We start from the raw sequence: 24,282 nt of genomic DNA, 5'->3' as shown, positions 1-24,282 counted from the left end.
GCGCCGGGCTTTATGACCTTCCTATGAGATCGCCGCGCCCCCGCCCTCGAAATCATATTCGCGGCTGAGGATATTGGGCAGACCGGCAGGGATCTGCGTCCCGGGCCGGCGTCGTTGAGAAGGAATAAAACCGTGAAACTCGTCGAACCTCCCTCGTGCAGCTCGCCTTCGACCATCGTCTTCATCGGCCGGAACCGCTGCGGACAATGGATCGCTCAGGAACAGCACGGCCTCTATGGCGGCCTGTTCGTCAGCCGCGCCCAGGCGATCAAATATGCGCTGTTCGAGAACGGGCAGCATCCCGAGACCATCGTCGAGCTGCCGAGCGAGATCGAGCTCGACATGGCCAGGAGCCCCAGCGCCACCATCTCGCAACGCGCCGCCTGAATCGGCGCGATTGGGCGAAGCACCATGTTCATTGCTCCCTCTGCCTGGTTCACCGGCTTCATTCCGGACCTGCCGACGCCGTTCGACGCAGCGGATGCAGTGGACCTCAAGGCGTTCGCCGCATTGTGCGAGCGGCAGATCGCGGTCGGTGCCCCCGCCGTCCTGGTCTGCGAAACGGCCGGCGAGGCGCCAACCCTCTCTCCGGCCGAGCAGGAGCTCATCATCCGCACCGCGGTCGATGCCGCTCGCGGCCGGGTGCGGGTGATCGCGGGCGCAGTCTCCAATGCGACCAGCCACGCCATCGAACTTGCGCGGCGCGCGGAAGCGGCCGGCGCCGATGCCGTCATGTCGGTCGTGCCCGCCTACAACAAGCCGATGCAGGAGGGGATACTCGCGCACTTCCGCGCCGTTGCCGGCGCGACCGGACTGCCCGTGATCCTGCACGACGTGCCGTCCCGCACGCTGCGGCCGCTGGCCGACGAGACGCTCCTGCGCCTGGCGGAGTCGCGTCAGTTCGCGGGCCTGCGTGACGGCAGCGGCGACATCACGCGCCCGATGCGCCTCGCGCCGCACCTGCCGGCCGGCTTCCGCTTTCTGTCCAGCGACGACGCGACCGCGTTCGCCTACGTCGCGAACGGCGGCGATGGCGCCATCTCGGAGGTCGCCAACATCGCACCGGATCTCTGCCGCACGATCTTCTCGCAAGTCAGGCAGGGCCGCCTGCAATCGGCGCGCTACCTCCACAAGCGTCTGATTCCGTTGATCGGCTGTCTGTCGAGGGAGAGCCCGGCAGCGCTCAAATATGCATTGAGCGTCCTAGGCCCGATGTCCGCCGCAACACGGCTTCCGATCGTGCCGCTGGAGGCGACCGCGCAGAGGGAGGTGGTCCGTGCCTTCGCCGCGATCGCCGACGAGGAGTTGATCGACGGCGTCGGGGCTTGACGCGTCGAGGCCATCCGGACATCGCATGCCGACATCGACCGAGGACGCTCACAAGCTGCTCCGGGCCTGGCAGCTGGCGCTGCTGCGCTTTGCCGTGACGTTGGATGCGGCCGACAGGCTCAACGTCGCAGCACTCGCGGCCGAGCTCGATCGTCTCGGCGGCCGACGCAATGCCGGCGAGACGCTGCATTTTTTCCGGCGAACCAGTTCCCGGCTCTGTGCGGCCATCGGCGCAGACCTGCAGGATCGGGACGCAACGCTGGAATGCTTCTGCAAGCAGATCGAAGAACCGCGGCTCCGGCTCGCCTTTGCCGCGGCCGTCGGGCTCGCGCGCGCCGATTCTGCATCATCCCAGGCCGCGCGGCCGAAGCGGAACCCCAATCTGTTCAGAGGACTGCCCGCGCGAGGATCGGCGTCTTTATGACTTTCCTATGCGATCGCCCCGATGCCCATCTCGCAATCCTACGCAACGATGGACATCATGATCGGCAGATTGGAGCGGCCGTCTCGCCGCGCCGAGGACAAGGACACGCACAATGTCGATCCTGACACATGGTCTTGACCAGCCCTTCCGGGCCGAACGCCCGGCGCGCATCTCCGAAGCGCGCAAGGCCCAGCTCAAGCGCGTCGCGCTCCAGGCGTTTGCCTTGCTCTCGATGGCCAGCGTGCTCACCGCACTGATCGCGCTCAGGACTGCGATCCATGTCTGGCACCTCCACGCCTGACCGGCAGGAAGACCAACATGACCTTGCAGATGTGTGAGGAAGCCGCCATGACCGCCATCGCTCTTCACGCGGCGCGGCGCGAGTCCGCGCCGAGGCCGCCGGCAGCGGCACCCAAACCACTCGATCCCGACGTCCTCAGCGCCGCCATTCCAGCTTTCTTCATCGGGCGCAACCGCGCAGGCCTCTGGGTCGCGCGCGAGGCAAGCGGCCGCGTCGGCGGCCTGTTCCTGCTCAAGAGCTCGGCCATCGAATTCGCCAATCGCCACAGCGCGCCGGCCCGTTGCGCGCTGGTGTTCCCCAACGAGACCTTCGAGCTCGACATCGAGAACTGCGGCAATCCGCTGATCAGGCTGGCGGAGGCGGCGCGGCGGCGGCTGGCCGGTGTGGCCAGGATGTCGCCAACATGATCGAGATCAAGATCGTCCTCCTGGCCGCATTGATGGGGGCATTGCTGCTCGGCATGCGCCTCGGCGCAGCACGTGCGGACAAGTAGCATGCAGCTCCTGAAGGGAAATCTCGAGCAAATGATCACCACGATCGTCCTGACCATGACGCTGGGCGTCGTCTGGGGCGCGATCCTGACGCTCGTGATCACCCTCGTCGCGCGCGGGATCGGCGTCTAGCTCCGCGCCTCCCGCTCGATCAGCCGTGCCAGCTCCGCCGCGGTGACCTCGATCGGCCGACCGCTGCGCTCGACGCGGGCCTGGACCAGCGCGCCCTGGAGCGCCGAGGTGCAGAGCAAGGCCAGCGCGTCCGCGCGGGATCTTGCGAAGCCGTCCGCGAGCAGCTTGTCGCGCAGGATGGACAGCCGCGCCGCATAGGCCTTGCGTCCGGCATCGGATACGGCGCGCTCACGCGGCGCAAGCTCGAGCAGCACGGTCGTGATCGGACAGCCGTTGCGAAAGCCCGAGCCCTGCATCCAGCCCGCCAACAGTCTTGCGTGGGCCCGCAGGAGATCGGCGGTCGAGCCGCATTCGTCCGCGAGCTTGGCGACCGTCGCCGCAACGCGGCGGCCAGCCTCCTCCACCGCCGCCACCGCGATCGAGGATTTCCCATCCGGAAAGTAATGGTAGAGCGATCCCTTCGGCGCGCCGCTGACGTCGACGATGTCGTTCAGCCCGGTCCGGGCATAGCCCTGGCGACGGAACAGCGTCACCGCGGCATTGATGATGGGCTGGCGGTGTTTCGGCACGGCCGGCATGGCGCGCTCCCCTTCGCACAAAACTATATTGATTGGTCTACATCAGCCTCCGACAGTCAAGCCCGGTCCATAACGGGAGAGGCAAATGGCAGTCGGAGTGAACGTCGAGGTGAAAGAGGGCGTCGCGCGGATCGGGCTCGACGACGGCAAGGTCAATGTGATGTCGACCAAAATGCTGGCCGAGATCGGCGCGGCATTCGACCGGGCCGAGGCGGAAGCCGAGATCGTGGTGCTGCGCTCGGCACGGCCCGGCATCTTCTCGGCCGGCTTCGATCTCAAGGTGTTCGCCTCGGGCGATGCCGCCGGGAGCCTCGAAATGGTCCGCGCCGGCGCCGAGCTCGCGCTGCGGCTGATGTCGTTTCCGCATCCGACCATCGGCGTGATGGAAGGTCACGCCTTTCCGATGGGAACGTTCCTGCTGCTTGCCTGCGACGTCAGGCTGGGCGCGCGCGGGCCGCATCGCATGGGGCTGAACGAGGTCGCGATCGGCATCGCGCCGCCGAGCTTTGCGATCGAGCTGGCGCGCAGCCGCGTGCATCCGGCCTGGCTCAGCCGCACCGCCACGCTCGGTGAGATGTACGCCCCCGAGGAGGCGCTGACCGCCGGCTTTCTTGATCGCGTTGTTGCGCCGGAGGCCATGGACGGCGTGCTCGCGGAGACCATCACCGCGTTACGCGGCATCCACAAGCCGTCGCACGCGACCGCGAAGCAACGGCTGCGCCAGCCGGCGATGGACGCGATGCGCAAGGCGATCGACCGCGAGCTGACCATGGCTGCCTACATGGCGAGCAGCCGGGCTCGCAGCGCGGTGGCGATGCCCGGTTGACGTCCGCCGTCAGGCCGAAAAAGTGCGGCCGATCTGGCGCAATTCCAGGGAACCGTGTAGAGCGGTTTCATGAGCACTGGCAATGTCAACGTCGTCGTCCACCCCCTGGTCCAGCACAAGCTCTCCCTGATGCGGGAGAAGGATCGCTCGACCAAGAGCTTTCGCGAGATCCTGAACGAGATCGGGATGCTGCTGGCTTACGAGGTGACGCGCGACCTGCCGCTGGAGCTGGTCGAGATCGAGACGCCGATCGCGCCGATGCAGGCCCCCAAGATCGCCGGCAAGAAGCTGACGCTGGCGCCGATCCTGCGTGCCGGCGTCGGCTTTCTCGACGGCATGCTGGCGCTGATGCCCTCGGCCCGCATCGCCCATATCGGGCTCTACCGCGATCCCGAGACATTGCAGGCCGTGGAATATTACTTCAAGGCGCCGCAGGACCTGTCCGACCGCACCGTGATCCTGATGGACCCGATGCTGGCGACCGGCAACTCCGCCTGCGCCGGCGCCTCCCTGCTCAAGGCGCGCGGCGCCCGCGACATCCGCTTCGTGTGCCTTCTCGCCGCGCCCGAGGGCATCGCCCAGTTCCAGAGCGAGCATCCCGACGTACCGATCTGGACGGCCGCGATCGACGAGCGGCTCAACGACCATGGCTACATCGTGCCGGGCCTGGGCGATGCCGGCGACCGGATGTTCGGCACCAAGTAGACAGGTCAGCACGATCGGGTTAGTTCGGTTGCCATGAGTGCCAACGCGTTTTCGCTGCAATCGCTGATCCGGTCAGAGTCCGCCGCCGATCCCGCCTTCATATTCGACGGCACACCGGTCTCGCGCGCGGAATTCGCGGCCAGGATCGACGCGACCGCGGCCTGGCTTGCGGCGCAGGGCATCGGCAAGGGCGACGTGGTCGCCGTCTGGCTGGTCAACCGGATCGAATGGCTCGCGCTGCTGTTCGCCGCCGCCCGCTGTGGTGCGACCGTCGCCGCCGTCAATACGCGCTACCGCAGCGCGGAAGTCGCGCACCTGCTTCGTTTGTCCGGCGCCAGGCTGATGGTGGTCGAGGCCGCCTTCCGCACGATCGATTTTGCCGCGATCCTCGCCGACCTTGCCCCGGACGAGGTTCCCACGCTGCAGAAGCTCGCCGTGGTCGGAGCCGACGCGATCCCGGCGCATTGGCCCTGCGTGCGCTTCGATGCTTTCGACAGGCGCTATCCGCCATCGCCGCCCGCGCAGGATGATATCGACCTGCCGGTGCTGCTCTATACGACGTCGGGCACCACCAAGGGGCCGAAGCTCGTGGCGCACTCGCAGCGGACGCTGGCGAGCCACGCCGTCTCCGTCGCGAGGGCGCTTCGGCTCGATCCGCAACGTCATTCTCTGCTGGCCTTGCTGCCGTTCTGCGGCACGTTTGGCATGACGAGCCTGCTCGGCTTTGTCGCAGCCGGCGCAGCCATCCACGTGCTCGACGCCTTCGAGGCGGCGCCGGCGCTGAAGATTCTCGGCGAGCACAAGGTCACGCACTCGTTCGGCTCGGACGAGATGTTCCGCCGCATCCTCGCCCTCACCGACACGCCCCGGCCGTTTCCGCATCTCGAACTCTGCGGCTTCGCCGCGTTCCAGCCCGGCTGGCGTGAGCTGGCCGCGGAGGCCGAGAGACGCGGCTTGCCGCTGTTCGGCCTCTACGGATCGAGCGAGGTCCAGGCCCTGTTCTCGATCGCTCGCGCCGGTGACGCCTTTTCCGATCGCATCGAGGGCGGCGGCTGGCCGATGTCGCCAGACGCAAGCGTGCGCGTGCGCGACACCGAAACCGGCGAGCTGGCGGCCGACGGCATCTCCGGCGAGATCGAGATCAGCGCGCCGTCGCGCTTCCTCGGCTATTTCAACAATCCGGACGCGACGCGCGATGCCATCACCGCGGACGGGTTCTTCCGCACCGGCGACCTCGGTCGTCTCCGCGGCGACGGCTCGTTCGTCTACGAGACCCGCGCGGGCGACGCGATGCGGCTCGGCGGCTTCCTCGTCGCGCCCGGCGAGATCGAGGACGAGCTCAAATCCTATGCCGGCGTCGCCGACGCCCAGGTGGTCGCGGTCGACCTGAAGGGCCAGGCGCGCTGCGTCGCCTTCGTGATCCCGACCACGCCGCCGCCGATGTTGGAGAGGCTGATCGCGCATCTGCGCGAGCGGCTCGCCGGCTACAAGGTGCCGGCCCGGATCTATCTCGTGGATGCCTTTCCCGTCACCGACAGCGCCAATGGCGTGAAGATCCAGCGCGCCAGGCTGCGCGCCATGGCGATGGAGCGGATCGCCTCCGAATAGCCCGTCCTATTTCAAATAGCTCGCAAGGTTCAGACTCAGGATCTTGCCAAGCGCCGAATAGGACGCAGTCAGTTGCGACTCGTAGGTCGAGAGCTCCGCCGTGATGGCGGCGACGTCGACGCTGGTGAGGTCGCTCGACAACGTCTCGGCATAGCTCTTGTAATCGCTCTGGCGGGCACTGGCCGTCTCGATCGAGGATGCCGCGCTGGAAAGCTTCGCCTGCACGGCTGCCGTGTCGTCGAGCGCCGTGCCGGCAAGATCGAGCGCGCTGGAGATGTCCGCGGATGAGAGCGAGGTGCTGTTGGCCACGAATTTCAGCACACGCATCACCTCCTCGAACGCCGAATTGTCGGCGGTGACACCATAGGACACGGTTTCACCGGCGCCGACACGCACCGAGGCGATCTCGTCGTCGCCAGCGTAGTAGCTGCTGTCCGCCGTGGTGAGAGACCCCGTCCCCGACGAAAAGCTCGTGAGATCGACCGGGGCCGTATCCGTCTTGCCGCCGGCAAAGACATATTGGCCGTCATATTGGGTGTTCATGATCGACCCCATCTGCTCCAGCATCTGCTGGGCGGAGCTGATCACCGAGGTCGTCTCGGTCGAGCTTCCGGTCGAGGCGGCGCTGAGCTGGGAGCGGAGTTGAGTGATGATGTCGGTCATGGAGCCGACCGCCGAATACATCACCTGCACCTTGCTGTCGGCGAGCGTCGCGGCGTCGATATAGGACTGCGCGCGCGTCACCGAGACCTGGAGGTTGACGACGTGCTGGGCGTCCGAGCCGTAGCCGCCGAGATCGCTCGAGATGATGCCCGACGATTCCTGGACCTGCTTCTCGGCCATCACCGCCTGCACGCGCAGCGCGTCGGAGATCATCTTGCTCGATTGCGCGAAGGTCGCGACCCGCATCGCCACCATGCCCCACTGCCTCCTATGTCGACTGCACGGCGGAGAGCAGCGACGAATACATCGAGTTGATGGCCTGGATCAGCGCGGAAGCTGCCGAATATTTGTTCTGGAGCGTGCTGAGCTTCGCCGATTCCTCGTCCAGGTTGACGCCCGACTGCGACGACAGCGAGCTTGCATAGGTCGACTGCGCGGTCTCCTTGGCGGTGTAGTTGGTGGAGGCCTGCGACGATTTGCTCGCGACGTCGGAGACGACGGCCGAGGCGTAATCGGCGAGGGAGCCGGTGGTGGCGGCCAGCCCGCCGGTGGAGGAAAATGTCCGGGACTCCGTCAAGGCATCGTAGAAGGCATTGACGACGGTGGCAGACCCCGACGACAGCACCGAACCGCCGACCGTCAGGCTCGAGGAGGAGTCCAGGGTCGCGAGCTGAAGCTCATTGGTCCCGGACAGGATCTTGCTGTTGACCGCGATATCCGAGGCGCTCGTTCCAGTTACCAAGTCGTTGAGACCGAAATACTCCGAAAACCCTTCGCCGGAGCTTCCCACCGAGCTCGTCATCTCGTTGATGGCGACGCCATTGCCGGATCCGGTCGCCGTGATCGAGAGATGACCGTCCGAATCGACCGACGCGGAGAGTCCGGAGATGCCGTTGATCGCGGTGACGAGATCGCCGACCGTGGCATAGGACGACAGGTCGAGATCGCCGTAGGAGACCAGATTGCCGCTCTGGTCGGTGGCGGCGATGCGCACCGTGCCGGTGGCGGAGAGCGCTGTGCTACCGGTGACGGCAGTCGTACCGGTCAGGCTGGTGGGCGCCGGCACCGAAGAGGCGCCGTTCGAGACGCTGTTCATGGCCGAGGCGAGCTGTTGTGCAAGCTGGTCGAGCTGGGACTGCGCCGCCGGCAGCGTCTTGTCGCGGAGCGTGACGAGCGCGCCGATGTCGCCGCCTGATATCTGGGAGGTGATATCGACGCCGTTCACCGTGATCGCGCTGAAGCCGCTCGACGACGATCCGGCGGTGTAGGCCGTCGACGCCGTCACGTTGGCCGCGGCGGTATAGCTGATCGCGTGCGCCGAACTGTCGACCAGCGCCTGGCCGGACGTGGTATAGATCTGGAGATCGCCGTTCGACGCCGTGAAATAGCTGATATTCATCTTGGAGGCGACGTCCTGGAGCGCGGTGTTGCGCTGGTCCTCCAGGTCTGCGGTCGATTGGCCGGCCGCCGCCGTCTGCTTGATCGCAGCGTTGAGATCCGCGATCTGCTCCAGATCCGCATTCACTTCGTCGATCGAGGACGAGATGTCCTGGTCGGCGTCGGAGCGCAGCTTCTGGATGCCGCTCGATGTCTCCCGCAACTGGCTCGCGACGTCGTCGAGCGCGCTGATGACGTTGGATTGCAGCGAGGCGCTGCTCGGCGTGCTCGCCAGCGACGACAGCGCCGATTCCAGCGAGGCGATGCTGTTCGCGAGCGAGGTTCCCGTGGAGCTGTCGCCACTGCTGCTGGTCGTGCCGTAGAGCTTTTCGAGCGAGGTCAGGTAGGTGCTGGTCGTATCGGCCGAACCGAGGTCGGAGGTCGCTCCGACCAGCGACTTCAACAGCAGCTTGTCGACCGTCGAGGTGATGCCGGTCACGGTGACGCCGGTGCCGACACCGTTGGTGACGCTGCTCGACTGGCTGGCGGTCTTCGCGGTGTAGCCCGTCGTGTCGGCGTTCGAGATGTTCGACGACGTCACGCTGATCTGCACCGACGTGGCCGACAGCCCGCTGAAGGCGATCGATCGTGCGATATTGAGTGACACGGCGGGGTCCTCGACTCGTCAGGCGCTGCGGCTGGTGCCGCTGGAGACGGAGCGCGCCGCGACCCGTCCGGAGGCGCCATAGGGTGACACCGCCGCGATCTGCTCGCGGATCGCCTGCATGACGGCCTCGATCCGGCGGTTGCTGGCCTCGATCGCCGCGCGCAGGCGCACCAGGTTCTCGTCCATCGCCGCGCGCAGCTTCAGGATCCGCTCCATCAGCTGCTCGCGCAGGATCCGGTCCGGGACGTTCAGGCTGGTCGTGCCCGCCGCGCACTCGGCAACGGTGCGTTCGAACATCTCCGCCAGGCGGTTCTTCTCGTCGACCTGCTTCAGGCGCGAGGCCGGCAGGCCCTTGGCGAGCTCCGCATTCTCCTCGGCGACCAGCGCAGTCAGAACGTCGATGAGCGCGATCAGCGACTTGATCCGCGTGTCGCCGTGTGCAGCGCTCGTTCTCGTGGCTTTGGCTACAGTCATGGTCATCGCCTTCTTCTAGTTGGTCCGTCTGCCGCGGCTTACCTGCGCGTTACGCAGGTAAGCTCCGATCGCGCTCTTCCTGACGGTCGCTTGCCTCATCTCGCTCTCGATCTCCGCGCATTCCCGCAACAGGCCACGGCGGGCCGTCTCGATCTCGTCGATCAGTGCGAGCAAATGCCTGCGGTCGCCGCCCCTGACGGTCGCGGCCCGCGCCACCAGCCGTTGCAACCGACGCAGCAACGCCTCTCCGGCATCCCTGGACTCCTCACTGCGCACTACTACTCACCTCATCGCCGAGATCAGGGTGTCGTACATCTTGTTGACGGTCGAGATGACCTGGGACGCCGCCGAATAGGCCTGCTGCGCCGAGATCATGCTGGAGAACTGGCTGCTGGTGTCAGTGGTCGAGGACTCCAGCTCGCTGCCGAAGATGGTGCCCGCGCCGTTCTCGCCGGAGGCCTGCAGCGCGGCATTGCCCGACGTCACGGTCGCCGAATAGATCCCGTCGCTGGAAGCGGCGAGCCCGTTGGGAGCGGCGAAGGTCGCCACCGCGATCTTGTAGATCGCGATGGTCTGGCCGTTGGAATAGGTGGCGTTGACCACGCCGTTATCGCCGATCGCGATGCTGGACAGCTTGCCGTAGGACAGGCCGTCGGAATCAATGCTGGTGACGTTGACGGACGGCGTGGTTTCGCCGGAGGCGTATTGCGTCAGCCCGTCGGTCTTGCCGGCGGTGCCGAGATCCATGGTGATGGTGCTGTCGGCCGCGCCGTCGGTCCAGCCTGTGATCGAGACGGTCGCCGGGTCCGGGCTGGTACTGGCGAGCGAGCCGTCGCTGTTGAAAGTGATGTCGATCGTGCCGGAAGCCGTGCCCGTCGCGGTGGTGGTATCCGAGGTTGAGGTCGGGTTGGCGAAGCTCGCACTCCAGCTGTTGGTGCCGGTCTTGGACCAGGTGATCTGCATCGAGTTCGCGGCGCCGAGCGAATCGTAGACCGTCATCGAGCTGGTATAGGTATCGCCGGTGGCCGCATCCGACGGCAAGTTGGCCGCGATCGTGGTCTTCGTCGTGGCACTGCCGCTGGTCGAGGCGACCTGGGTATTGATCGGTTCGAGATTGCTCGCCGACTCGCTGCCGACGACATTTCCGTCGGCGTCGGTGCGCCATCCCTCGAGATAATAGCCGTTGTTCTGGAGATAGCCGGCATTGTCGGTGGTGAAGGCACCGTTGCGGGTGTAGGCGACGGTGCCGCCCGACGTGGCATTGGTCACCACGAAAAACCCGGAGCCCTGGATCGCGACGTCGGTGGCGTTGGATGTCGCAGCCAGCAGGCCCTGCTGGGTGATGTTGGCGCGGCCCGAGACGGTGACGCCGCCCGAGGCGTAAGAGGTCGTGTTGCTCGACGCCGTCACGAGCGCGTCAAACATCCCGGACGTCGTCTTGTAGGCGGTCGTATCGGAATTGGCGATGTTGTCGCTGATCATCGACAGGGACTGGCTCTGCGCACTGAGCGCCGAGATCGCCGAGGATAATGCGCCGCTGAGACTCATGATAAAACTCCGGGAGAAGTCAGGATGTGACGCCGATGATGTTGGCGGCGCTGACGGAAACGCCGTTCACGGTCAGCGAGGGTGTCGAGGTCGAGGTGTCGATGCCGGTCACCGTGCCGGTGACGGTCGTGTAGTTGAGGACCGAATTGCCGGAGGAATTCGTCGCGGTCACCGAGATCGTGTACTGACCGCCGTCGGAGAGCTGGCTGCCGCTGGAGTCCTTGCCGTCCCAGGTGAAACTGTTGGAGCCGGAATTGCCGGTCCCGGTCCCCGTGTAGACGACGTTGCCGGAGGAATCCGAGATGCTGATCGAGACGTCGGACGCTGTCGAGGACAGCGAGTAGCCGAACGTCGCCGAGCCGTTGCTCAGTGTCGAGGTATCCGTCTTCGCCTCGACGGTGTGGCCGATGTAGTTCACCGAATTCAGCGTCACGAGGCTGGAGAACGAGCTCGCGAGCGAAGTAAGGTTGGAGTTGATCGACTGCTGGGAGGTGAAATTCGCGTAGGAGGTCAGCTGATTGACGAGGTCTGTGGTCGAGGTCGCATCCAGCGGATTCTGGTTCTGGAGCTCGCTGACGAGCAGGCTCAGGAAATCGCTGGATGTCAGCGTCGAATTGGACGACGTGCTCGACGACGATGATGTCGTCGTGGTGGCGGTCGACGCCGAGCTCGTTGCGGAAACGGTCATCAGGAACTCCGGCTTCCCCGCGCCGCCGGCGACGAGATGTCGGTGCGCGGCGCTTGAAATCTGTGTGCTGATGAAACGGGTGGGCACGCGGATTCAGGCGGGGATTCACTCGCGCGAAAGCGGCTTTCGACACGGCAAAATCTGCCGTGCAAGTGCGCGTCAGAAGAGCGATGTCAGGCTAATCTGTTGCCGGGAAGCTGCCCCGCGCTCTGCGCTCGACAAAGCAATCGCATGCGAGATGACGTCCGGCGGCGCTGACGTTTCCGCAACGCCGCGGCCGGTCTCGACCCGGCCATCCACGACTTTCTGAGTGGGTTACGTGGATGCCCGGGACAAGTCCGGGCATGACAACCTCTCGCGATCTGCAGCAGCTGTCGCAAATGCAGAGAGGCGAAAACGGGAGGCTGCGGAAGGCGCCGTTCAGCTCTCCGCCGTCTCGCCCTCGGTGCGCGGCTCGGCAGTGTCGCCCTTCATTTTCGCAGCGGCAGCAACGATGCGGTCGGCCAGCCCTTTGGGGGCACGGACCGGTGGAGCTGCAAGCGCGAGGCGCAAGGCGCGCGCTTCTTCCAACAGGGCTTGCGCAGCGGACGAGTGCGCCAGCAACTCTTCGGCGGGCAAGCGGCGATCGTCGGGCCAGAGGGACAGATCCTCGCCCAGCCGGTCGATCAGTTCCTCAAACTCGGTGACGTCCATCGCCCGCCGGTCCCGCCTTGGTAAGGCCGTCATAAAGCATTGCGAACGAGGCGGAAACCGGATTTCGGCGGCTTTGGGCACCAAAAGCGCCCGCAGCACTACGGAAAGCAGTGGAAACGGCAGGCTGCCCTTCCCTTCAATGCGAAAGAAGGGGCCTCTTCAGCCCGAGCGGACCGAATCGGCCGCGCCGGCCTTGCTGCTCCGCAACGTCGCATCGACGGACTCCCAGGCCTCCCGCAGTTCGGTCAGTCCGGCGATGATCCGCCGAAAACTCTCCCGGGCATGCGGCCGGCCGTAAGCCTTGAGGCTCGCCAGGATCAGGGCGTTGTAGGTCTGGAACATCCGTTCCGCCACAGCCCCGCCTCTGGCAAAATCGAGATTGTGGCTCAGCCCGCGCAGGATCGCGGTCGCCTTCATCAGGTACTCGTGTCCCTCCTCGAAGCGCCGCCCCTCCTGGGCATTCAACGACTTCTGGAGGAAGGTAATCGCGCCACCCAGCAGCATCGACACCGCCTTGAGCGGCGGCACGCTGGTTGCAGCTCCCCGATAGGCCTGATTGGCCATGTACGCCATCGGATTGTTCATCGTCAGTTACTCGAGCTGGAATTGAGCAGGGCCTTGAGATAGTTGAGCGTGCTGTTGGCGCTCTCGATCGCCGCCTGGTATTTCGCGTATTGCGTCTCGAGCTGCGACTGCAGGGTCGATGCTGCGCTGTTGATGTCGTCAACCTTCTGTTGAAGCTCATCGTCCCGGGTCGTCAGGCTGGTAATCTGCGTTTGCAGCACGCCGGTCGAGGATGAATAGTCCTTTGCGAGCCGATAGAGCTGCGTCGCGATGCCCGAGGTCGACGTCACCGAGATCGACTGCGAGGTCGAGCCGCTATAGGTGAAGGCCATGCCGGCATAGATCGAGCCGGAAGCGCCGATGATCGTGGTGCCGCTGACCGTGAACAGCGACGACTCGCCGCCGACCGACGCCGAGGTGAGGTTGCCGTCGGAATCCACGGCCAGATCCAGAGTGAAGGATTGCGGCGACGTTCCGGTGTTGACGACGCTGAGCTGGCTCGACGAGGTCGTGGTCTGTGCCGACAACAGCTTGGTCACGCCGCTCAGATTCGTGCTCAGGATGTCCGACAGCGTGCTGGTGTCCAGCTCGAGTTCATTGCTCTCGTTGAAGGACAGGCCGAGATCGGCCATGGTCAGGCCGCCCACGGTCGAGTTCAATGCGTTCTGCAGCGCATCCATGATGTTGCGCATGGTGCCATCGCCGAACAGCACCGCGCTCGAATCCGCGGTGCCGTCTGTCGAGGTCGCCTGCTGGGCAATCACCTCGTCGCGAAATGCATTGTAGTTGGTGACGAACGTCTCCAGCGTCGATTGGATCTGGCTGGTATCGGTCTCGATGCTGATGTTCAGCGTCGTTCCGTCCGGCGTCTCCTGGAGCAGGCTGAAAGTGACGCCGCTCAGGACGTCCGAGATGTCGTTGGTGTCGCGGGTCATCGCGATGCCGTCGAGCGTGAATTCGGCGGCCTGCGCCTCCTGAAGCACGTCGGTAAAGCTCCCCGAGCTGTCGGTCACACCGAGCTCGTTCAGGATATCGTCGCCGGACGCGCTCGAATAAGTGATGTCGGCGGCATCCTCCGTACCCGTCAGCACCATCTGGAACGACGTGCTGGAAACCTGGACGATCGAGGCCTGGACGTTGGTGGTCGAGGTCTGGGCATTGATGGCATCGACGACGTCCTGAAGCGACATTGTGCTGGTGATGGTAATATCGGACGTAGCTCCGCCCTCCAGACCGATGGAAAACGTGCCTGAATATCCGAGTTCGTCGGTCTGGCTGGATTGCGAGGCGCCGGAAACCTTTTGAGCGGCGGCCAGCTGACTGATCGCGAGCGTGTGGTCGCCGGTCGCGGCCGCGCTCTTGAGCGTCATGGAGAGCGCCGACGAGGCGCTCACGTCGCCGGTGGAACTGATGCTCGCCGCGCGCGCCGCAAAGGCACTGGTGGACAGAGAGTTGACTACGGCGGTCGAAAGCGAGGCCAGCCCCGACGATAACGTCTTCAGATCGGTCTGGAGCGTTTGATAGGCCGAGATCTTCGCTTCGTTATTCGTGATCGTGGTCGAGATCGTGTCCGCCTGCGCGGTCTTCGCGTCGACAGCGGATTGGATCAGCGCCGTCCAATCGATGCTGCTCGAATTGGTGGTTCCGCTCGTCGTGACCGACACGCCCGAGGAAGTCGTGCTTGTGCTGCTGGTGCTCGAACTGACGCTGGCCACTTGCTTGTCCCCGACAGAGAGGATCGGGCCGGCATCATGCCGGCCCGATCAGTTGATCATCAGCCCAGCAGCTTGAGGAGGTACTGCGGCATCTGATTGGCGGCAGCGAGCGCCGACACGGCCGCCTGGGTCTTCACCTCGGCCGAAGACAGCTTGGACTGCTCGGCCGCGATATCCACGTCCTTGATCGCGGAGTTTGCCGACTGCAGATTCTGCGTCTGGGTCGAGATCGAGTCCGACGAGAAGTTGAACCGCGATTCCTGGGCGCCGATCGAGGCGCGCGCGGCGGAGACCGTGTCGATCGCGGTATCGAGGGCGTCGAGCGCCGATGTCGCGCCGGACTGGGTGCTGACGTCGAGCGAGCTGACGGCGAGCGAGGATGCCGTGAGGCTGGTCAGCGTGATGTTGATGGTGTCGGAGCCGTCCGAGCCGACCAGCACGGACACGCCGGACGAGAACACGCTGGATCCGTCGAGCAGGCTCTGGCTGGAGTAGCGGGTGCCGGTCGCGATCGAGTCGATTTCGGAATTGAGCTGGGAGAATTCCGACTGGATGTAGGCGCGGCTGGAATCGGTCGTGGTGCCCGAGGCGGACTCGGAGGCCAGCGATTTCATGCGCGCGAGAATGTCGGAGATGTTCGAGGCGCCGCCGTCGGCGGTCTGGAGGATCGCGGTGGCCTGCGAAGCGTTGGTCGCAGCCTGCTGCAGCGTGGTCACGTCCGAGGAGATGCGCGTGGAGATCGCAAGACCCGCTGCGTCGTCGGATGCCGAGGTGATGCGCGAGCCGCTCGACAGCTTCGAGAGCGAGCTGCTCTCCTGCGCCGAGTTGACGTTGAGGTAGCGGACCGCCGCATTGGCGGCCGTGTTGGTGTTGATTGCGGGCATTGGTAGCTCCTGTGCTGATGGGCAAGCGTGCCGCATCGTGAAGATCGACTTACGACGACGCGGACCGCAGCCCCGTCCGTTCGCTCAAACGGCGGAGTGCAAGGAGATCAGGCGCGGAAACTTCAGCAGCGCCAATTTTATGGTTAGCAGTCGGTAAACGCGGTGCGGATGTCGCGTTCGTGCTTGCGCAGGAGCTGACGCAGCTGCTGGCGACCGCGCTTGAGCAGCGACTCGACGGCGGCCACCGTCGTGTCCATCACCTCGGCGATCTCGCCGTTGCTCATGTTCTCATGATACGAGAAGATCACCGCGATGCGCTGCTGCTCGGGCAGGCGCTGCATCGCGAGCTCCAGCATGCCGTTCAGCTCGTTGCGCTCGATGATCTCCACCGCGCCGGGCTGGCCGTCGGCGATTTCCGGCACGGTCTCGACGTTCTCGGTCCGCGGCTTGCGGCGCAGATCGATGCAGCGGTTGGAGATGACGCGGTAGAGCCAGGTCGAGAACTTGGCGCGGCCGTGCTGCCAGCGCCCGCGATGACTCCAGATCTTGAGCATGGTGTCCTGAACCACGTCCTCGGCGTCCGCCGCGTTGCCGACGATGCGAAGCGCGATCGCATAGGCGCGATCGATGTGACGCTCGACCAATGTGCGGAAGGCGGCTTCGTCTCCGGTCGCGAGCCGGTCGAGGAGCTCGCTGTCCTCGTCGTAGACGACATCGGCCATCTCAGGCGTGCTGTCCGGCGCGAGCGGCACAGAGGGCGTCACCGGCACGATCGCGTCGGCCGGCATGGTTGTCGTGATCTCGGCCTCGGCGGGAGCCCAGACATCAGCAGCGTAACTCATCCCGCAACCTCCAACCCGCAATGCCGCCGGCGCACATGCCACACGGCTTCCAGGCGTTGAACGCGGGGCCAGAACAATCCAGGCGGAGATTTTGTGTTATTTTTCAAGATGTTAGCCGGTATCTTTTGCCGAGTATCGGGCAATAATTGCCGACCGCGCGATCATCTCGCGCATCAAGCCTGCAATCGTCACATCGTCTCGCGCCATGGCGGATCATTCATCCTGAACAGATGCAGCGGGAAGAAAACGCTGAAGTTACGCGGCACTAGGTGATCAAACGCGACGCGCGCCTTGCGCATCAAGAAGCGATTGTTTCCGAGTGTGAATGAACGCGAGACGACTTTCGCACTCGGCAATTTTTTCCGAATCACCTTTTTCGAACCTAGCGATTTTTTTGAATCTGTCAGTCGCGACGAACGCGATTTCGAATCGCGCGTGATTTTTTTTCGCGTTTGTGGCGCCTGACTCGGCGCATGCGCGCGTTAATCGTGTTGGTGGACGGGGAATTGCAGCATGAAGTTGGTTAGCGCCGATGCAGAGCGCCGCGCGCAAATTGTTTCTGCTTGGTCGTTCGATGTTTTCGATACATTTCTGTTGCGCGCGTGCGCGACGGCAGATGGCGTGTTTGAAAGGACTTACGAGCTATCGGGCATTTCACGATCTTGTCCGAATGTTTCCGCCAGTTTCGTTCAGCATCGCATCCAGGCCGAATCGCGTGCACGCCGGACCGCGAAGGAGAAGCGCGGCGCGAGCGAAGTGCGCATCGACGAGATCTATTCCTACTTTCCGTTCAGGCTGTTCGGCCTTTCGCGGGCGGACCTGAACGATCTGGTCGAAGCCGAGTTCTCCGCCGAGATCGAGCTCTGCCGCGCCAACCCGGACATGCTCAGGCAATATCTGGACATGAAACGCGCCGGCCATCGCGTCGGATTCATCTCGGATACCTATTGGGACACCAGCCGGCTGGCGCGGCTGCTGCGCGCTTGCCATCCCGGGCTGGTCTGGGACTTCCTCTATGCGTCCTGCGACCACGGCAGCGGCAAGAGCGAGGCCTTGTTCGCCGCCTATCTCTCCGAACAGGGCATCGACGCAGGCGCTTCCGTTCATGTCGGCGACAATGACAGGGCCGACATCAAGGGCGCGAAGCGTCACGGCATTCATCCGCGCTATTATCCGCAGGCGACTGCGCAGCTCGCCTCGAAGTTTCAGCGGGAGACGGCCCTGTTCGAGTTGCTTTGCGCAGGCGCGCCGTCGCGGCTCGATCATGGCGCGCGAACGCTGCGGCGCATGGTCGCCGCACGCAGCGCCGAGGGGTCGCAAGCCTTCCACCTCGGGATGACCGTGCTCGGCCCTGTCATGACCGCGTTCGACGCCTTCGTGATGCGGCGCTGCGAGGAGATTTCCGGTCCCGGCCGGCAGGTTGCGCTCGGCTTTCTCGGCCGCGACGGTTTTCTGCCGCACCGGATCTGGCAGGAACTTCATGGCACCTCGTCGGCCTATCTCGAGATCAACCGCCGCGTCAGCCTGATCGCCTCGGCCGACACGATGCAGCCACTCGTCGATCTCTTCAGCAAGGTGTTCAAGATCGACGCGCCGACCTTCCATGACATCGTGAAGACGATGCCGCCGAAGATCGCGGCGTTCTTCGCAGGCCGTCCCGACGGCATCGCCTCCGGCGAAGACCTCGCCGAGGCGCTTCCCAAACTGATCGATCCCGCCGAGATCGTCACGCTCGCCGCAGGCCTGCGCGCCCGGCTGCTCGCCTATCTGCGTCAGGCCATCCCGGGTTTTGACAATTGCAGCGATCTCGTGCTGGCCGATCTCGGCTATTCCGGGAGCGTGCAGAAGGCGCTGCGCCGCATCTTCGACCTCGAAGGCATCAAGATCCGCCTCCACGGCGCCTATCTGATGTCGCTCGACGATGCCTTCGACGATGTCGCCAAGGACGACAGCGCGACAGGCTTCATCTCCGACCTCGTGGTCACCCCGCACGTCAAACGCATGATGATCCGCAACGTCGCGCTGCTTGAGCAGATCTGCTGCTCCGCCGACGGCTCGGTGCGCGACTATGACGGCGGCCAGGTGCTGCGCGAGATCAACCCGCGCCCCGAGAGCCAGATCGCACTGGCCGCAGAGATCCAGGCCGGCGTCCTCGCCTTTGCAGGATCCGCCGAAGAGGTCGCGCTCGATTTCCGCCTGAGCCCTTATGCTGGGGGCGATACCGCCGCGCGCTGGTGCGCGGCGACATTGGCCCGTCTCCTGCTGCTGCCCGACGACGACGAGCTGATGCTGCTCGGCGATCTGAGGCATGACGTCAATCTCGGCACCCATGCGTTGGCCCCGATGATTGATAGCGGCTTCATCCGCCGTCAGATCACCGCCCGCGGTCTCTCCTCCGCCTGCACGGCGACGGCGCCGCCGATGTGGCTGGCGGGCTGTTTTGCCCGTCTGTCGCCGTCCCACGCCTATCTCTATGCGCTGTTCGGCGCCAACCGCCTGCCCGCCGACGTCTTCGAGGAGAGTCCCAGCATTTCGATTCAGATCGGTCTGTTTCGGCGAAATGGCGAGGCGACGCTGGAAGCTGTAACCGTTCATCGCACCGGCCTCGGTGAGCTGCGCGTGCGCATTCCCCTTTCGCGCGCCATGGACATCGCCATGATCGCGCTGCCGCTGGGGAAATTCGCTCCCGAAGGCCTGCTGCACGGCGTGACCATCCAATCCGCCGACGAGGTTCGCGACGCCGCCGAGAGCCAGGACGCGGTCGGCATCGCTGCCAAAAGTCTGACCTTTGCCGGCGTGCAGCAGAACGGCTCGCACTATCGCGCCGAAACTGAAGACGGCTGCCTGCTGATCCCGGTCGCCCCGATGACGCGGGAGATCGCGGTCTACTCCGTCGCGATCACCCCGCTCGGAGTCAGCCCCAAATAGTGCGCCTGATCGCGTCGCTCCGGCCGTTGAAGTCCCAGGGCTTAATTGGGGGCACGGAATTGCGGGACGCGACGCAGGGAAATCTTGATCAGGTGCTGCAGGCTGGCGGCGTCAGGCTGGGCCGGGCCCAGCACGACCGCCTGGGCTGGCTGGTTGGGCAGTATGGTGCGCCCACGCTCGATGGCGTCCCGGACGGGCGGCACGGCGGCGTCGTCATTCTGAGGGAACCACCAAGCGGCGCGGCGGCCGAGCTGTTTTACCGCTCGCTCAATCCCGCCTGCGCCATCGTCATTCCCAGAAGCGAGAATCCCGGCTTCGATTTCCTCAAATCCAAGCTGACCGAATTCGGCACCGTCGGCCCCTGCGGCGCCGACGGCCCGCACGAGATGTGGTGGGGCGGCATCGGCTGGGCGAGATTCCTCGCCGCCGCGGGCGCCTCCGTCCTCCGGCCGCGGATCGTCTCCTGTCATCCGCGCGGCGTCGACGCCGTCGCGTCCCTCCGCCTCCGCCATTCGCTCGAACGCCTGCAGCTCGACGGCCATATCGAGGCGATCGACACCCAGCTCGACGACCGCCTGCTCTGCTTCGAGAAGGCGGAGTTCATGGTGCGGATGTGGAACAAATATCGCGAACCGCTGCTGTTCGTCGATGCCGCTGCCATCCTGCGTGAGGCGCCCCGGCTGCCCTCCTTCCTCGGCTGCGACGTCGCCCTGCACAAGTGGAATCGCTGGGAGATGTCGGCACGGACGCTCTATCTCGGTCGATCCGCACATGCGGAACGGCTGCTTCGCGCCTGGCAACAGCTGGCCGCCGCCTATCCCGCGATCTGGGAAGGCTATCTGCTGGACCAGGCCTGGAGCCTGACATCGTCGCAGGTGCCGCTCGATACGGTCTGGCTGCCGCGCTCCTATCACGCGCTGAAGGGCGACCTCGGCGCCTCGCGCGCGACGATCCTGCACGACCAGCAGACGACGACGCTGGAGCTCGGTCCCGATCCCGGCTTTGCGGGCATCGTGCGCACGGCGCGCCGCGCCGGCCGCACCGGTGCCCGCGACGCCTTCATGGTGATGACCTCGAAGGCCGCGACCACCAGCGGCATCGCCGTGATCCTGCGCGACGTCACGGCCAGCGACGCGGGCGCGGTGGCGGCGACCGTCGAAGCCGTGACCGGGGCCTATGCCGCCGATTGCGGCGGGTATGGCCGGCTCGAGCTCTCGCTCTGCGCCTGGCAGGACGATGTCGGTGCCGCGCGCGAGGCCGCGAGCCTTGCGCGTTACCGCATCCTGGAGATCGCTCCGGGACAACGTATCGCCAATGATTTCTTCGCAAGCCACGCCTCCGACGAGGCGGTGATGACCGCCCGCCAGCTCTTCCCCTGAGGGACCCCTCAAGATGCTCAAGACAATCATTCTGCTCACCGACACCGTGCAACAGCAGCAGCCGCTGGCCAATCTGCTGCGCGAGCACAACCGCGATCTGTCGTTCTGCTCGGCGCTCCGCGCATCGGACCTCAGCGCGATCGATCCGGAGGTTCTGAGCGAGGCGCGGCTGGTGTCCTTTGCCGCGGACGTCGCCGTGCCCGAGAAATTCCTGCTCCAGCTCGGCTATGGCGCCTACAAATTCTACGCCACGCCGACCCAATATCCGGGCCTGTCGCCGGCGCCCGACGAGAGCGAGGACGATCCGCGCTGCTACTCCGTGATCGCGCAGTCGATGACGATCTGGCCCGACTTCAAGAAAGTCGTCGGGCTGGAGACGGTGACGATCCCCGATGGCACCGTTCCGGCCGAGCGCGAACGGATGGTGTTCTCCCGGCTCGCCCATCTGTTCTGGGCCATGTCGCACATGATCGCCGGCGAGGCGACGGACCTTCCGGGGATCATCGGCTCCGGCGAGAGCCAGCGTCCAACGGCTGCGATGATGAATTGAGCCAAAGCATGATCCGGAAGCGTGCGAAGCGGTTTTCCGGGAGGATCATGCGCAAACAACAATCTGAAGCGCGATGACGATTCATCCAGACCTCATCGCACCCTAGCGCGCGCGAAGCTGCGCCGACAGCGCATCGCGATGCGCGGGCGCGGCGATCGCGATCATGCGGCGCGCCCGCTCGGCAAGGCCGCGGCCGCGCAACTCCGCAATACCCCATTCGGTGACGATGGCGTCCACATCGGCGCGCGGCGTCGTCACCGTCTCGACATGGGCAACGATCCGGCTGCTCCCATCGGACGCCGTCGCCGGCAGCGCGATGATCGCTCGTCCTCCCGGCGAGACGTTGGTCCCGCGCACGAAATCCAGCTGCCCGCCGATCGCGCCGATCGCAACGCCGCTCAACGTCTCGGAATTGACGCTGCCGTCGAGCCCGACCTGAAGCGCCGAATTGATGGCGACCAGACGGTTGATCCGGGCCAGCACGTTCTGGCCGTGCGTGTAAGACGTCGGCCGCACCGCGACCGCCTCGTTCTCGTGCACGAAGCGGTAGAGCCGCTGCGTGCCGATCACCTGATTGGTGACCGTGATCCCGGCGTCGATCCCCTTCTCCGCATTCGTCACCGCGCCGCACGCGATCAGGTCGACGACGGCATCGTTGATCAGGCCGGAATGAATGCCGAGATTGCGCGCATGGGACAGCGACGAGAGGATCGCGTCCGGAATCCGCCCGACGCCGAACTGCAGTGTGCTGCCGTCCGCGATCAGGCTCGCCGCATGGGTGGCGATGCGCCGGGCGACGTCATCAGGCGGCGGCGAAGCCAGTTCGACGGGCGGCCGGCGCGCGGCTACACGCAGATGGATCGGCACCTGGTCCGGCCATTCCGCCCCGAACGTAAAAGGCGCGTCCGGATTGATCTCGGCGATCACGAGACGCGCACCGCGCGCGGCATCGATGACGTAGTCGTTCGAGAGGCTGGCGCTCAAACGGCCGTCAGCGGCTTCGGCGAGCTGCACCAGGACGATATCGGCCCTGTGGCGGCGCGAGGCGAAGTCGGCACAGAAGGTGCTGTAGTTGCTCGGGATCACATCGAGGCGCCCGGCCCTCGCCAGCCGCCGCGCGTTGCCGATCACGCCGTAGCTCTGGAACGCCACGTTGGGAGCGCACGCGGCGGAGAACGTGTCGGAGAACACCGGCCCGATCATCATGCGAAACGGCGGAAGCTGCGCCGCCTGCGCCATCAATGCCACGGTCAGGGTGACAGGCTCGGCCGTCGCCTGCCCACACACGACGAGATCGCCCTCACGGATCAGGCCGGAGAAATCGATCGGCGCCGCGCTCCCGGGCATGACCGCGTCAAGCCATCGGCGCGAGGCGCACGGAGGACTCAGCCAGCAGCGTCCGCAGCTCGGTCTTCACGATCTTGCCGTAGCTGTTCTTGGGCAGCTCGCTGGCCGCATAGTAGTGCTTCGGCCGCTTGAAGCGCGCGATCCAGGCGCTGCAGATCTGGTCGAGGTCGTCGCGCGTGACCGCCCTGCCCGCGACGGGGACGACGACCGCCACCACTTCCTCGCCCCACTCCGGGTGCGGCCGGCCGATCACCGAAACCTCGGCGACGGCCTCGTGCCGCAACAACGCTTCCTCAACCTCACGCGGATAGATATTGGTGCCGCCGGAGATGATGACGTCCTTGGAGCGGTCCTTCAGCGTCAGGAAGCCGTCGGCATCGAAGGCGCCCATGTCGCCGGTGTAGAGCCAGCCGTCGCGCAGCGTGGTCGCGGTGGCGTCCGGATTCCGCCAATAGCCGGACATCACGGTATCGCCGCGCACGATGATCTCGCCGATCTCGCCAGGCGCAACGTCGCGGCCCGTCTCGTCCACCGTGCGCACCTGCACGACGCCTTGCGCGATTCCGACCGAGGCGAGACGCTCCTCGTAGCGGGGATGCCCGGTCTCGGCATGCATGCGCTTCGGCAGATACGTGATGGTCATTGGCGTCTCGCCTTGGCCGTAGATCTGTGCCAGCTTCGGACCGAACACGCCGAGCGCCGCCTTGCAATCGGCGACATACATGGGGCCGCCACCATAGATGATGGTCTTCAGCCCCGGCGCGGTCGCACCCGCAGCTTCCGCGGCGACCGTCAGCCGCCGCACCATGGTCGGTGCGGCAAAGAACGAGATGCCGTCGCGCTTTTTTGTCAGCTCCAGGATCTCGTCCGGCTCGAACCGGCCGCTCTCCGGAATGATCTGCGCGCCCATGCCGAGCACATGGGGCACCATGTAGAGACCGGAGCCGTGCGACATCGGCGCGGCATGCAGCAGCGCCTCGCCCGGGACGATCGGATTGATCTCGGCGAGATAATTCAGCGACATCGCCAGCAGATTTCGATGGCTCAGCACCGCGCCCTTGGGCCGGCCGGTGGTGCCGCTGGTATAGAAGATCCAGGCGGGATCGGCGATCGCGACATCGGCGATGCCGATACCGTCGGCCTTCTCCAGGGCGCGATGATCGGCCGAGCCGATCTCGATCACAAGCGGCTTGACGGTTGCGAGCGCCAGTGCCTCCGACGCGACGCCCGCCATGTCCTCGGTCACGAACACGAGCCCCGCACTGGAATTGTCGAGAATGAACGCGACCTCGCGCGGGTGCAGCTTGGCGTTGATGGGCACCGCGACCAGCCCGGCGTGCCAGCAGGCATAGAGGCAGGCGACATAGTCGGGCACGTTCTTCATCAGCAGTGCGACGCGATCGCCCTGAGCGAGCCCAAGACGCTGCCGCAGCGACGCCGCAAGCGAGGCCACGGTCGCGGCAAGCCGGCCGTAATCGGCGACCTCAGTCAGTCCCTTCAGCAGGGCCGGCGCCGACGCGTCCGATCTGGCGGCACGCAGGAGATGATGAGCGAGGTTCACGACGATCC

The 24,282-nt window shown here is 65.4% G+C and carries 26 protein-coding genes; 12 read left to right on the top strand and 14 right to left on the bottom strand.

All coding sequences use genetic code 11. From position 1 onward, the window contains the following. The first annotated feature begins 132 nt into the window (after positions 1–132). The 6 genes from CO669_RS13615 (at position 133) to CO669_RS36520 (ending at position 2,677) form a co-directional block, all read left to right on the top strand. Positions 133–387, top strand: coding sequence for a hypothetical protein (locus tag CO669_RS13615; protein WP_198964000.1), 255 nt, complete (start codon positions 133–135; stop codon positions 385–387). A gap of 24 nt (positions 388–411) precedes the next feature. Further along, the gene (gene dapA / locus CO669_RS13610) at positions 412–1,329 is read left to right on the top strand and encodes a 4-hydroxy-tetrahydrodipicolinate synthase (RefSeq protein ID WP_097660309.1); all 918 of its coding nucleotides are present in this window, start codon (positions 412–414) and stop codon (positions 1,327–1,329) included. Between the two features lie 25 nt (positions 1,330–1,354). After that, a complete protein-coding gene (locus CO669_RS13605) occupies positions 1,355–1,753 on the top strand; it encodes a hypothetical protein (protein ID WP_097660308.1) in 399 nt (132 codons plus the stop codon). Positions 1,754–1,865: 112 nt separating this feature from the next. Then, complete coding sequence (locus CO669_RS13600) at positions 1,866–2,054, top strand: hypothetical protein (protein ID WP_097660307.1); 189 nt, start codon at positions 1,866–1,868, stop codon at positions 2,052–2,054. 47 nt (positions 2,055–2,101) lie between these two features. Then, complete coding sequence (locus CO669_RS13595) at positions 2,102–2,461, top strand: hypothetical protein (RefSeq protein ID WP_502694476.1); 360 nt, start codon at positions 2,102–2,104, stop codon at positions 2,459–2,461. 87 nt (positions 2,462–2,548) lie between these two features. After that, a complete protein-coding gene (locus CO669_RS36520; protein ID WP_283806789.1) occupies positions 2,549–2,677 on the top strand; it encodes a hypothetical protein in 129 nt (42 codons plus the stop codon). Here CO669_RS36520 and CO669_RS13590 read toward each other — a convergent pair. Next, positions 2,674–3,255 (bottom strand): TetR/AcrR family transcriptional regulator, encoded by a 582-nt coding sequence (locus CO669_RS13590; protein ID WP_097660305.1) that lies wholly within the window; start codon positions 3,253–3,255, stop codon positions 2,674–2,676. The genes CO669_RS36520 and CO669_RS13590 overlap by 4 nt on opposite strands. An 85-nt stretch (positions 3,256–3,340) precedes the next feature. Here CO669_RS13590 and CO669_RS13585 point away from each other — a divergent pair, with 85 nt between their 5' ends. The 3 genes from CO669_RS13585 (at position 3,341) to CO669_RS13575 (ending at position 6,394) form a co-directional block, all read left to right on the top strand. Next, the gene (locus CO669_RS13585; protein WP_097660304.1) at positions 3,341–4,081 is read left to right on the top strand and encodes a crotonase/enoyl-CoA hydratase family protein; all 741 of its coding nucleotides are present in this window, start codon (positions 3,341–3,343) and stop codon (positions 4,079–4,081) included. Between the two features lie 69 nt (positions 4,082–4,150). Continuing rightward, positions 4,151–4,786 (top strand): uracil phosphoribosyltransferase, encoded by a 636-nt coding sequence (gene upp / locus CO669_RS13580; RefSeq protein ID WP_097660303.1) that lies wholly within the window; start codon positions 4,151–4,153, stop codon positions 4,784–4,786. A 33-nt stretch (positions 4,787–4,819) separates the two neighbouring features. Continuing rightward, positions 4,820–6,394, top strand: coding sequence for an AMP-binding protein (locus CO669_RS13575; RefSeq protein ID WP_097660302.1), 1,575 nt, complete (start codon positions 4,820–4,822; stop codon positions 6,392–6,394). Positions 6,395–6,400: 6 nt separating this feature from the next. Here the strand turns inward: CO669_RS13575 and CO669_RS13570 are convergent, their stop codons facing one another. From CO669_RS13570 to CO669_RS13520, 11 genes are all read right to left on the bottom strand, one after another. Further along, the gene (locus tag CO669_RS13570; protein ID WP_198963999.1) at positions 6,401–7,312 is read right to left on the bottom strand and encodes a flagellin; all 912 of its coding nucleotides are present in this window, start codon (positions 7,310–7,312) and stop codon (positions 6,401–6,403) included. A gap of 13 nt (positions 7,313–7,325) precedes the next feature. Beyond that, positions 7,326–9,101 (bottom strand): flagellar hook-associated protein FlgK, encoded by a 1,776-nt coding sequence (flgK, locus tag CO669_RS13565; protein ID WP_097660301.1) that lies wholly within the window; start codon positions 9,099–9,101, stop codon positions 7,326–7,328. An 18-nt stretch (positions 9,102–9,119) separates the two neighbouring features. After that, positions 9,120–9,575, bottom strand: a complete 456-nt coding sequence (locus CO669_RS13560) for a flagellar protein FlgN (protein ID WP_502694475.1) — start codon at positions 9,573–9,575, stop codon at positions 9,120–9,122. 15 nt (positions 9,576–9,590) lie between these two features. Next, positions 9,591–9,815, bottom strand: coding sequence for a hypothetical protein (locus tag CO669_RS13555; RefSeq protein WP_502694474.1), 225 nt, complete (start codon positions 9,813–9,815; stop codon positions 9,591–9,593). A 42-nt stretch (positions 9,816–9,857) separates the two neighbouring features. Next, a complete protein-coding gene (gene flgE / locus CO669_RS13550; RefSeq protein WP_097660298.1) occupies positions 9,858–11,123 on the bottom strand; it encodes a flagellar hook protein FlgE in 1,266 nt (421 codons plus the stop codon). 19 nt (positions 11,124–11,142) lie between these two features. Then, positions 11,143–11,811: a flagellar hook assembly protein FlgD gene (locus CO669_RS13545; protein ID WP_097660426.1), complete on the bottom strand. Its 669-nt coding sequence runs from the start codon at positions 11,809–11,811 to the stop codon at positions 11,143–11,145. A 420-nt stretch (positions 11,812–12,231) separates the two neighbouring features. Continuing rightward, positions 12,232–12,504, bottom strand: a complete 273-nt coding sequence (locus CO669_RS13540; protein ID WP_097660297.1) for a hypothetical protein — start codon at positions 12,502–12,504, stop codon at positions 12,232–12,234. A 159-nt stretch (positions 12,505–12,663) separates the two neighbouring features. Further along, positions 12,664–13,089, bottom strand: a complete 426-nt coding sequence (locus tag CO669_RS13535; protein ID WP_198963998.1) for a flagellar export chaperone FliS — start codon at positions 13,087–13,089, stop codon at positions 12,664–12,666. A 2-nt stretch (positions 13,090–13,091) separates the two neighbouring features. After that, complete coding sequence (gene fliD, locus CO669_RS13530) at positions 13,092–14,783, bottom strand: flagellar filament capping protein FliD (RefSeq protein WP_097660295.1); 1,692 nt, start codon at positions 14,781–14,783, stop codon at positions 13,092–13,094. 59 nt (positions 14,784–14,842) lie between these two features. Continuing rightward, entirely contained in the window at positions 14,843–15,667 is an 825-nt protein-coding gene (locus CO669_RS13525) for a flagellin (RefSeq protein ID WP_097660294.1), read from the bottom strand. A gap of 143 nt (positions 15,668–15,810) precedes the next feature. Further along, the gene (locus CO669_RS13520) at positions 15,811–16,509 is read right to left on the bottom strand and encodes an RNA polymerase sigma factor (protein WP_097660293.1); all 699 of its coding nucleotides are present in this window, start codon (positions 16,507–16,509) and stop codon (positions 15,811–15,813) included. 756 nt (positions 16,510–17,265) lie between these two features. Here CO669_RS13520 and CO669_RS13510 point away from each other — a divergent pair. Genes CO669_RS13510 through CO669_RS13500 form a run of 3 tightly spaced genes read left to right on the top strand, consistent with a single transcriptional unit; the run spans position 17,266 to position 21,366 of the window. After that, positions 17,266–19,437, top strand: coding sequence for a hypothetical protein (locus CO669_RS13510; protein ID WP_245444308.1), 2,172 nt, complete (start codon positions 17,266–17,268; stop codon positions 19,435–19,437). Between the two features lie 59 nt (positions 19,438–19,496). After that, positions 19,497–20,816 (top strand): hypothetical protein, encoded by a 1,320-nt coding sequence (locus tag CO669_RS13505; RefSeq protein ID WP_097660291.1) that lies wholly within the window; start codon positions 19,497–19,499, stop codon positions 20,814–20,816. Between the two features lie 13 nt (positions 20,817–20,829). Beyond that, positions 20,830–21,366, top strand: coding sequence for a hypothetical protein (locus tag CO669_RS13500; RefSeq protein ID WP_097660290.1), 537 nt, complete (start codon positions 20,830–20,832; stop codon positions 21,364–21,366). A 102-nt stretch (positions 21,367–21,468) separates the two neighbouring features. Here CO669_RS13500 and CO669_RS13495 read toward each other — a convergent pair whose 3' ends face one another. Both CO669_RS13495 and CO669_RS13490 read right to left on the bottom strand, forming a co-directional pair. After that, positions 21,469–22,713, bottom strand: coding sequence for an acetyl-CoA hydrolase/transferase family protein (locus CO669_RS13495; RefSeq protein ID WP_097660289.1), 1,245 nt, complete (start codon positions 22,711–22,713; stop codon positions 21,469–21,471). A 7-nt stretch (positions 22,714–22,720) separates the two neighbouring features. Further along, complete coding sequence (locus tag CO669_RS13490; protein WP_097660288.1) at positions 22,721–24,274, bottom strand: AMP-binding protein; 1,554 nt, start codon at positions 24,272–24,274, stop codon at positions 22,721–22,723. Positions 24,275–24,282: the final 8 nt, after the last annotated feature.

This window comes from Bradyrhizobium sp. Y36 (genome assembly GCF_002531575.1).
Classification (GTDB): domain Bacteria; phylum Pseudomonadota; class Alphaproteobacteria; order Rhizobiales; family Xanthobacteraceae; genus Bradyrhizobium.
The sequence above is the reverse complement of the archived record's forward strand: the minus strand, read 5'-3'. Positions and strand labels throughout refer to the sequence as shown.

Coding starts and splice junctions, on each gene's coding strand:
- dapA (WP_097660309.1), top strand. CDS start 412: ATGTTCATTGCTCCCTCTGCCTGGTTCACCGGCTTCATTCCGGACCTG.
- CO669_RS13605 (WP_097660308.1), top strand. CDS start 1,355: ATGCCGACATCGACCGAGGACGCTCACAAGCTGCTCCGGGCCTGGCAG.
- CO669_RS13600 (WP_097660307.1), top strand. CDS start 1,866: ATGTCGATCCTGACACATGGTCTTGACCAGCCCTTCCGGGCCGAACGC.
- CO669_RS13595 (WP_502694476.1), top strand. CDS start 2,102: ATGACCGCCATCGCTCTTCACGCGGCGCGGCGCGAGTCCGCGCCGAGG.
- CO669_RS36520 (WP_283806789.1), top strand. CDS start 2,549: ATGCAGCTCCTGAAGGGAAATCTCGAGCAAATGATCACCACGATCGTC.
- CO669_RS13590 (WP_097660305.1), bottom strand. CDS start 3,255: ATGCCGGCCGTGCCGAAACACCGCCAGCCCATCATCAATGCCGCGGTG.
- CO669_RS13585 (WP_097660304.1), top strand. CDS start 3,341: ATGGCAGTCGGAGTGAACGTCGAGGTGAAAGAGGGCGTCGCGCGGATC.
- upp (WP_097660303.1), top strand. CDS start 4,151: ATGAGCACTGGCAATGTCAACGTCGTCGTCCACCCCCTGGTCCAGCAC.
- CO669_RS13575 (WP_097660302.1), top strand. CDS start 4,820: ATGAGTGCCAACGCGTTTTCGCTGCAATCGCTGATCCGGTCAGAGTCC.
- CO669_RS13570 (WP_198963999.1), bottom strand. CDS start 7,312: ATGGTGGCGATGCGGGTCGCGACCTTCGCGCAATCGAGCAAGATGATC.
- CO669_RS13560 (WP_502694475.1), bottom strand. CDS start 9,575: ATGACTGTAGCCAAAGCCACGAGAACGAGCGCTGCACACGGCGACACG.
- flgE (WP_097660298.1), bottom strand. CDS start 11,123: ATGAGTCTCAGCGGCGCATTATCCTCGGCGATCTCGGCGCTCAGTGCG.
- CO669_RS13545 (WP_097660426.1), bottom strand. CDS start 11,811: ATGACCGTTTCCGCAACGAGCTCGGCGTCGACCGCCACCACGACGACA.
- CO669_RS13540 (WP_097660297.1), bottom strand. CDS start 12,504: ATGGACGTCACCGAGTTTGAGGAACTGATCGACCGGCTGGGCGAGGAT.
- CO669_RS13535 (WP_198963998.1), bottom strand. CDS start 13,089: ATGAACAATCCGATGGCGTACATGGCCAATCAGGCCTATCGGGGAGCT.
- CO669_RS13525 (WP_097660294.1), bottom strand. CDS start 15,667: ATGCCCGCAATCAACACCAACACGGCCGCCAATGCGGCGGTCCGCTAC.
- CO669_RS13520 (WP_097660293.1), bottom strand. CDS start 16,509: ATGAGTTACGCTGCTGATGTCTGGGCTCCCGCCGAGGCCGAGATCACG.
- CO669_RS13500 (WP_097660290.1), top strand. CDS start 20,830: ATGCTCAAGACAATCATTCTGCTCACCGACACCGTGCAACAGCAGCAG.
- CO669_RS13495 (WP_097660289.1), bottom strand. CDS start 22,713: ATGCCCGGGAGCGCGGCGCCGATCGATTTCTCCGGCCTGATCCGTGAG.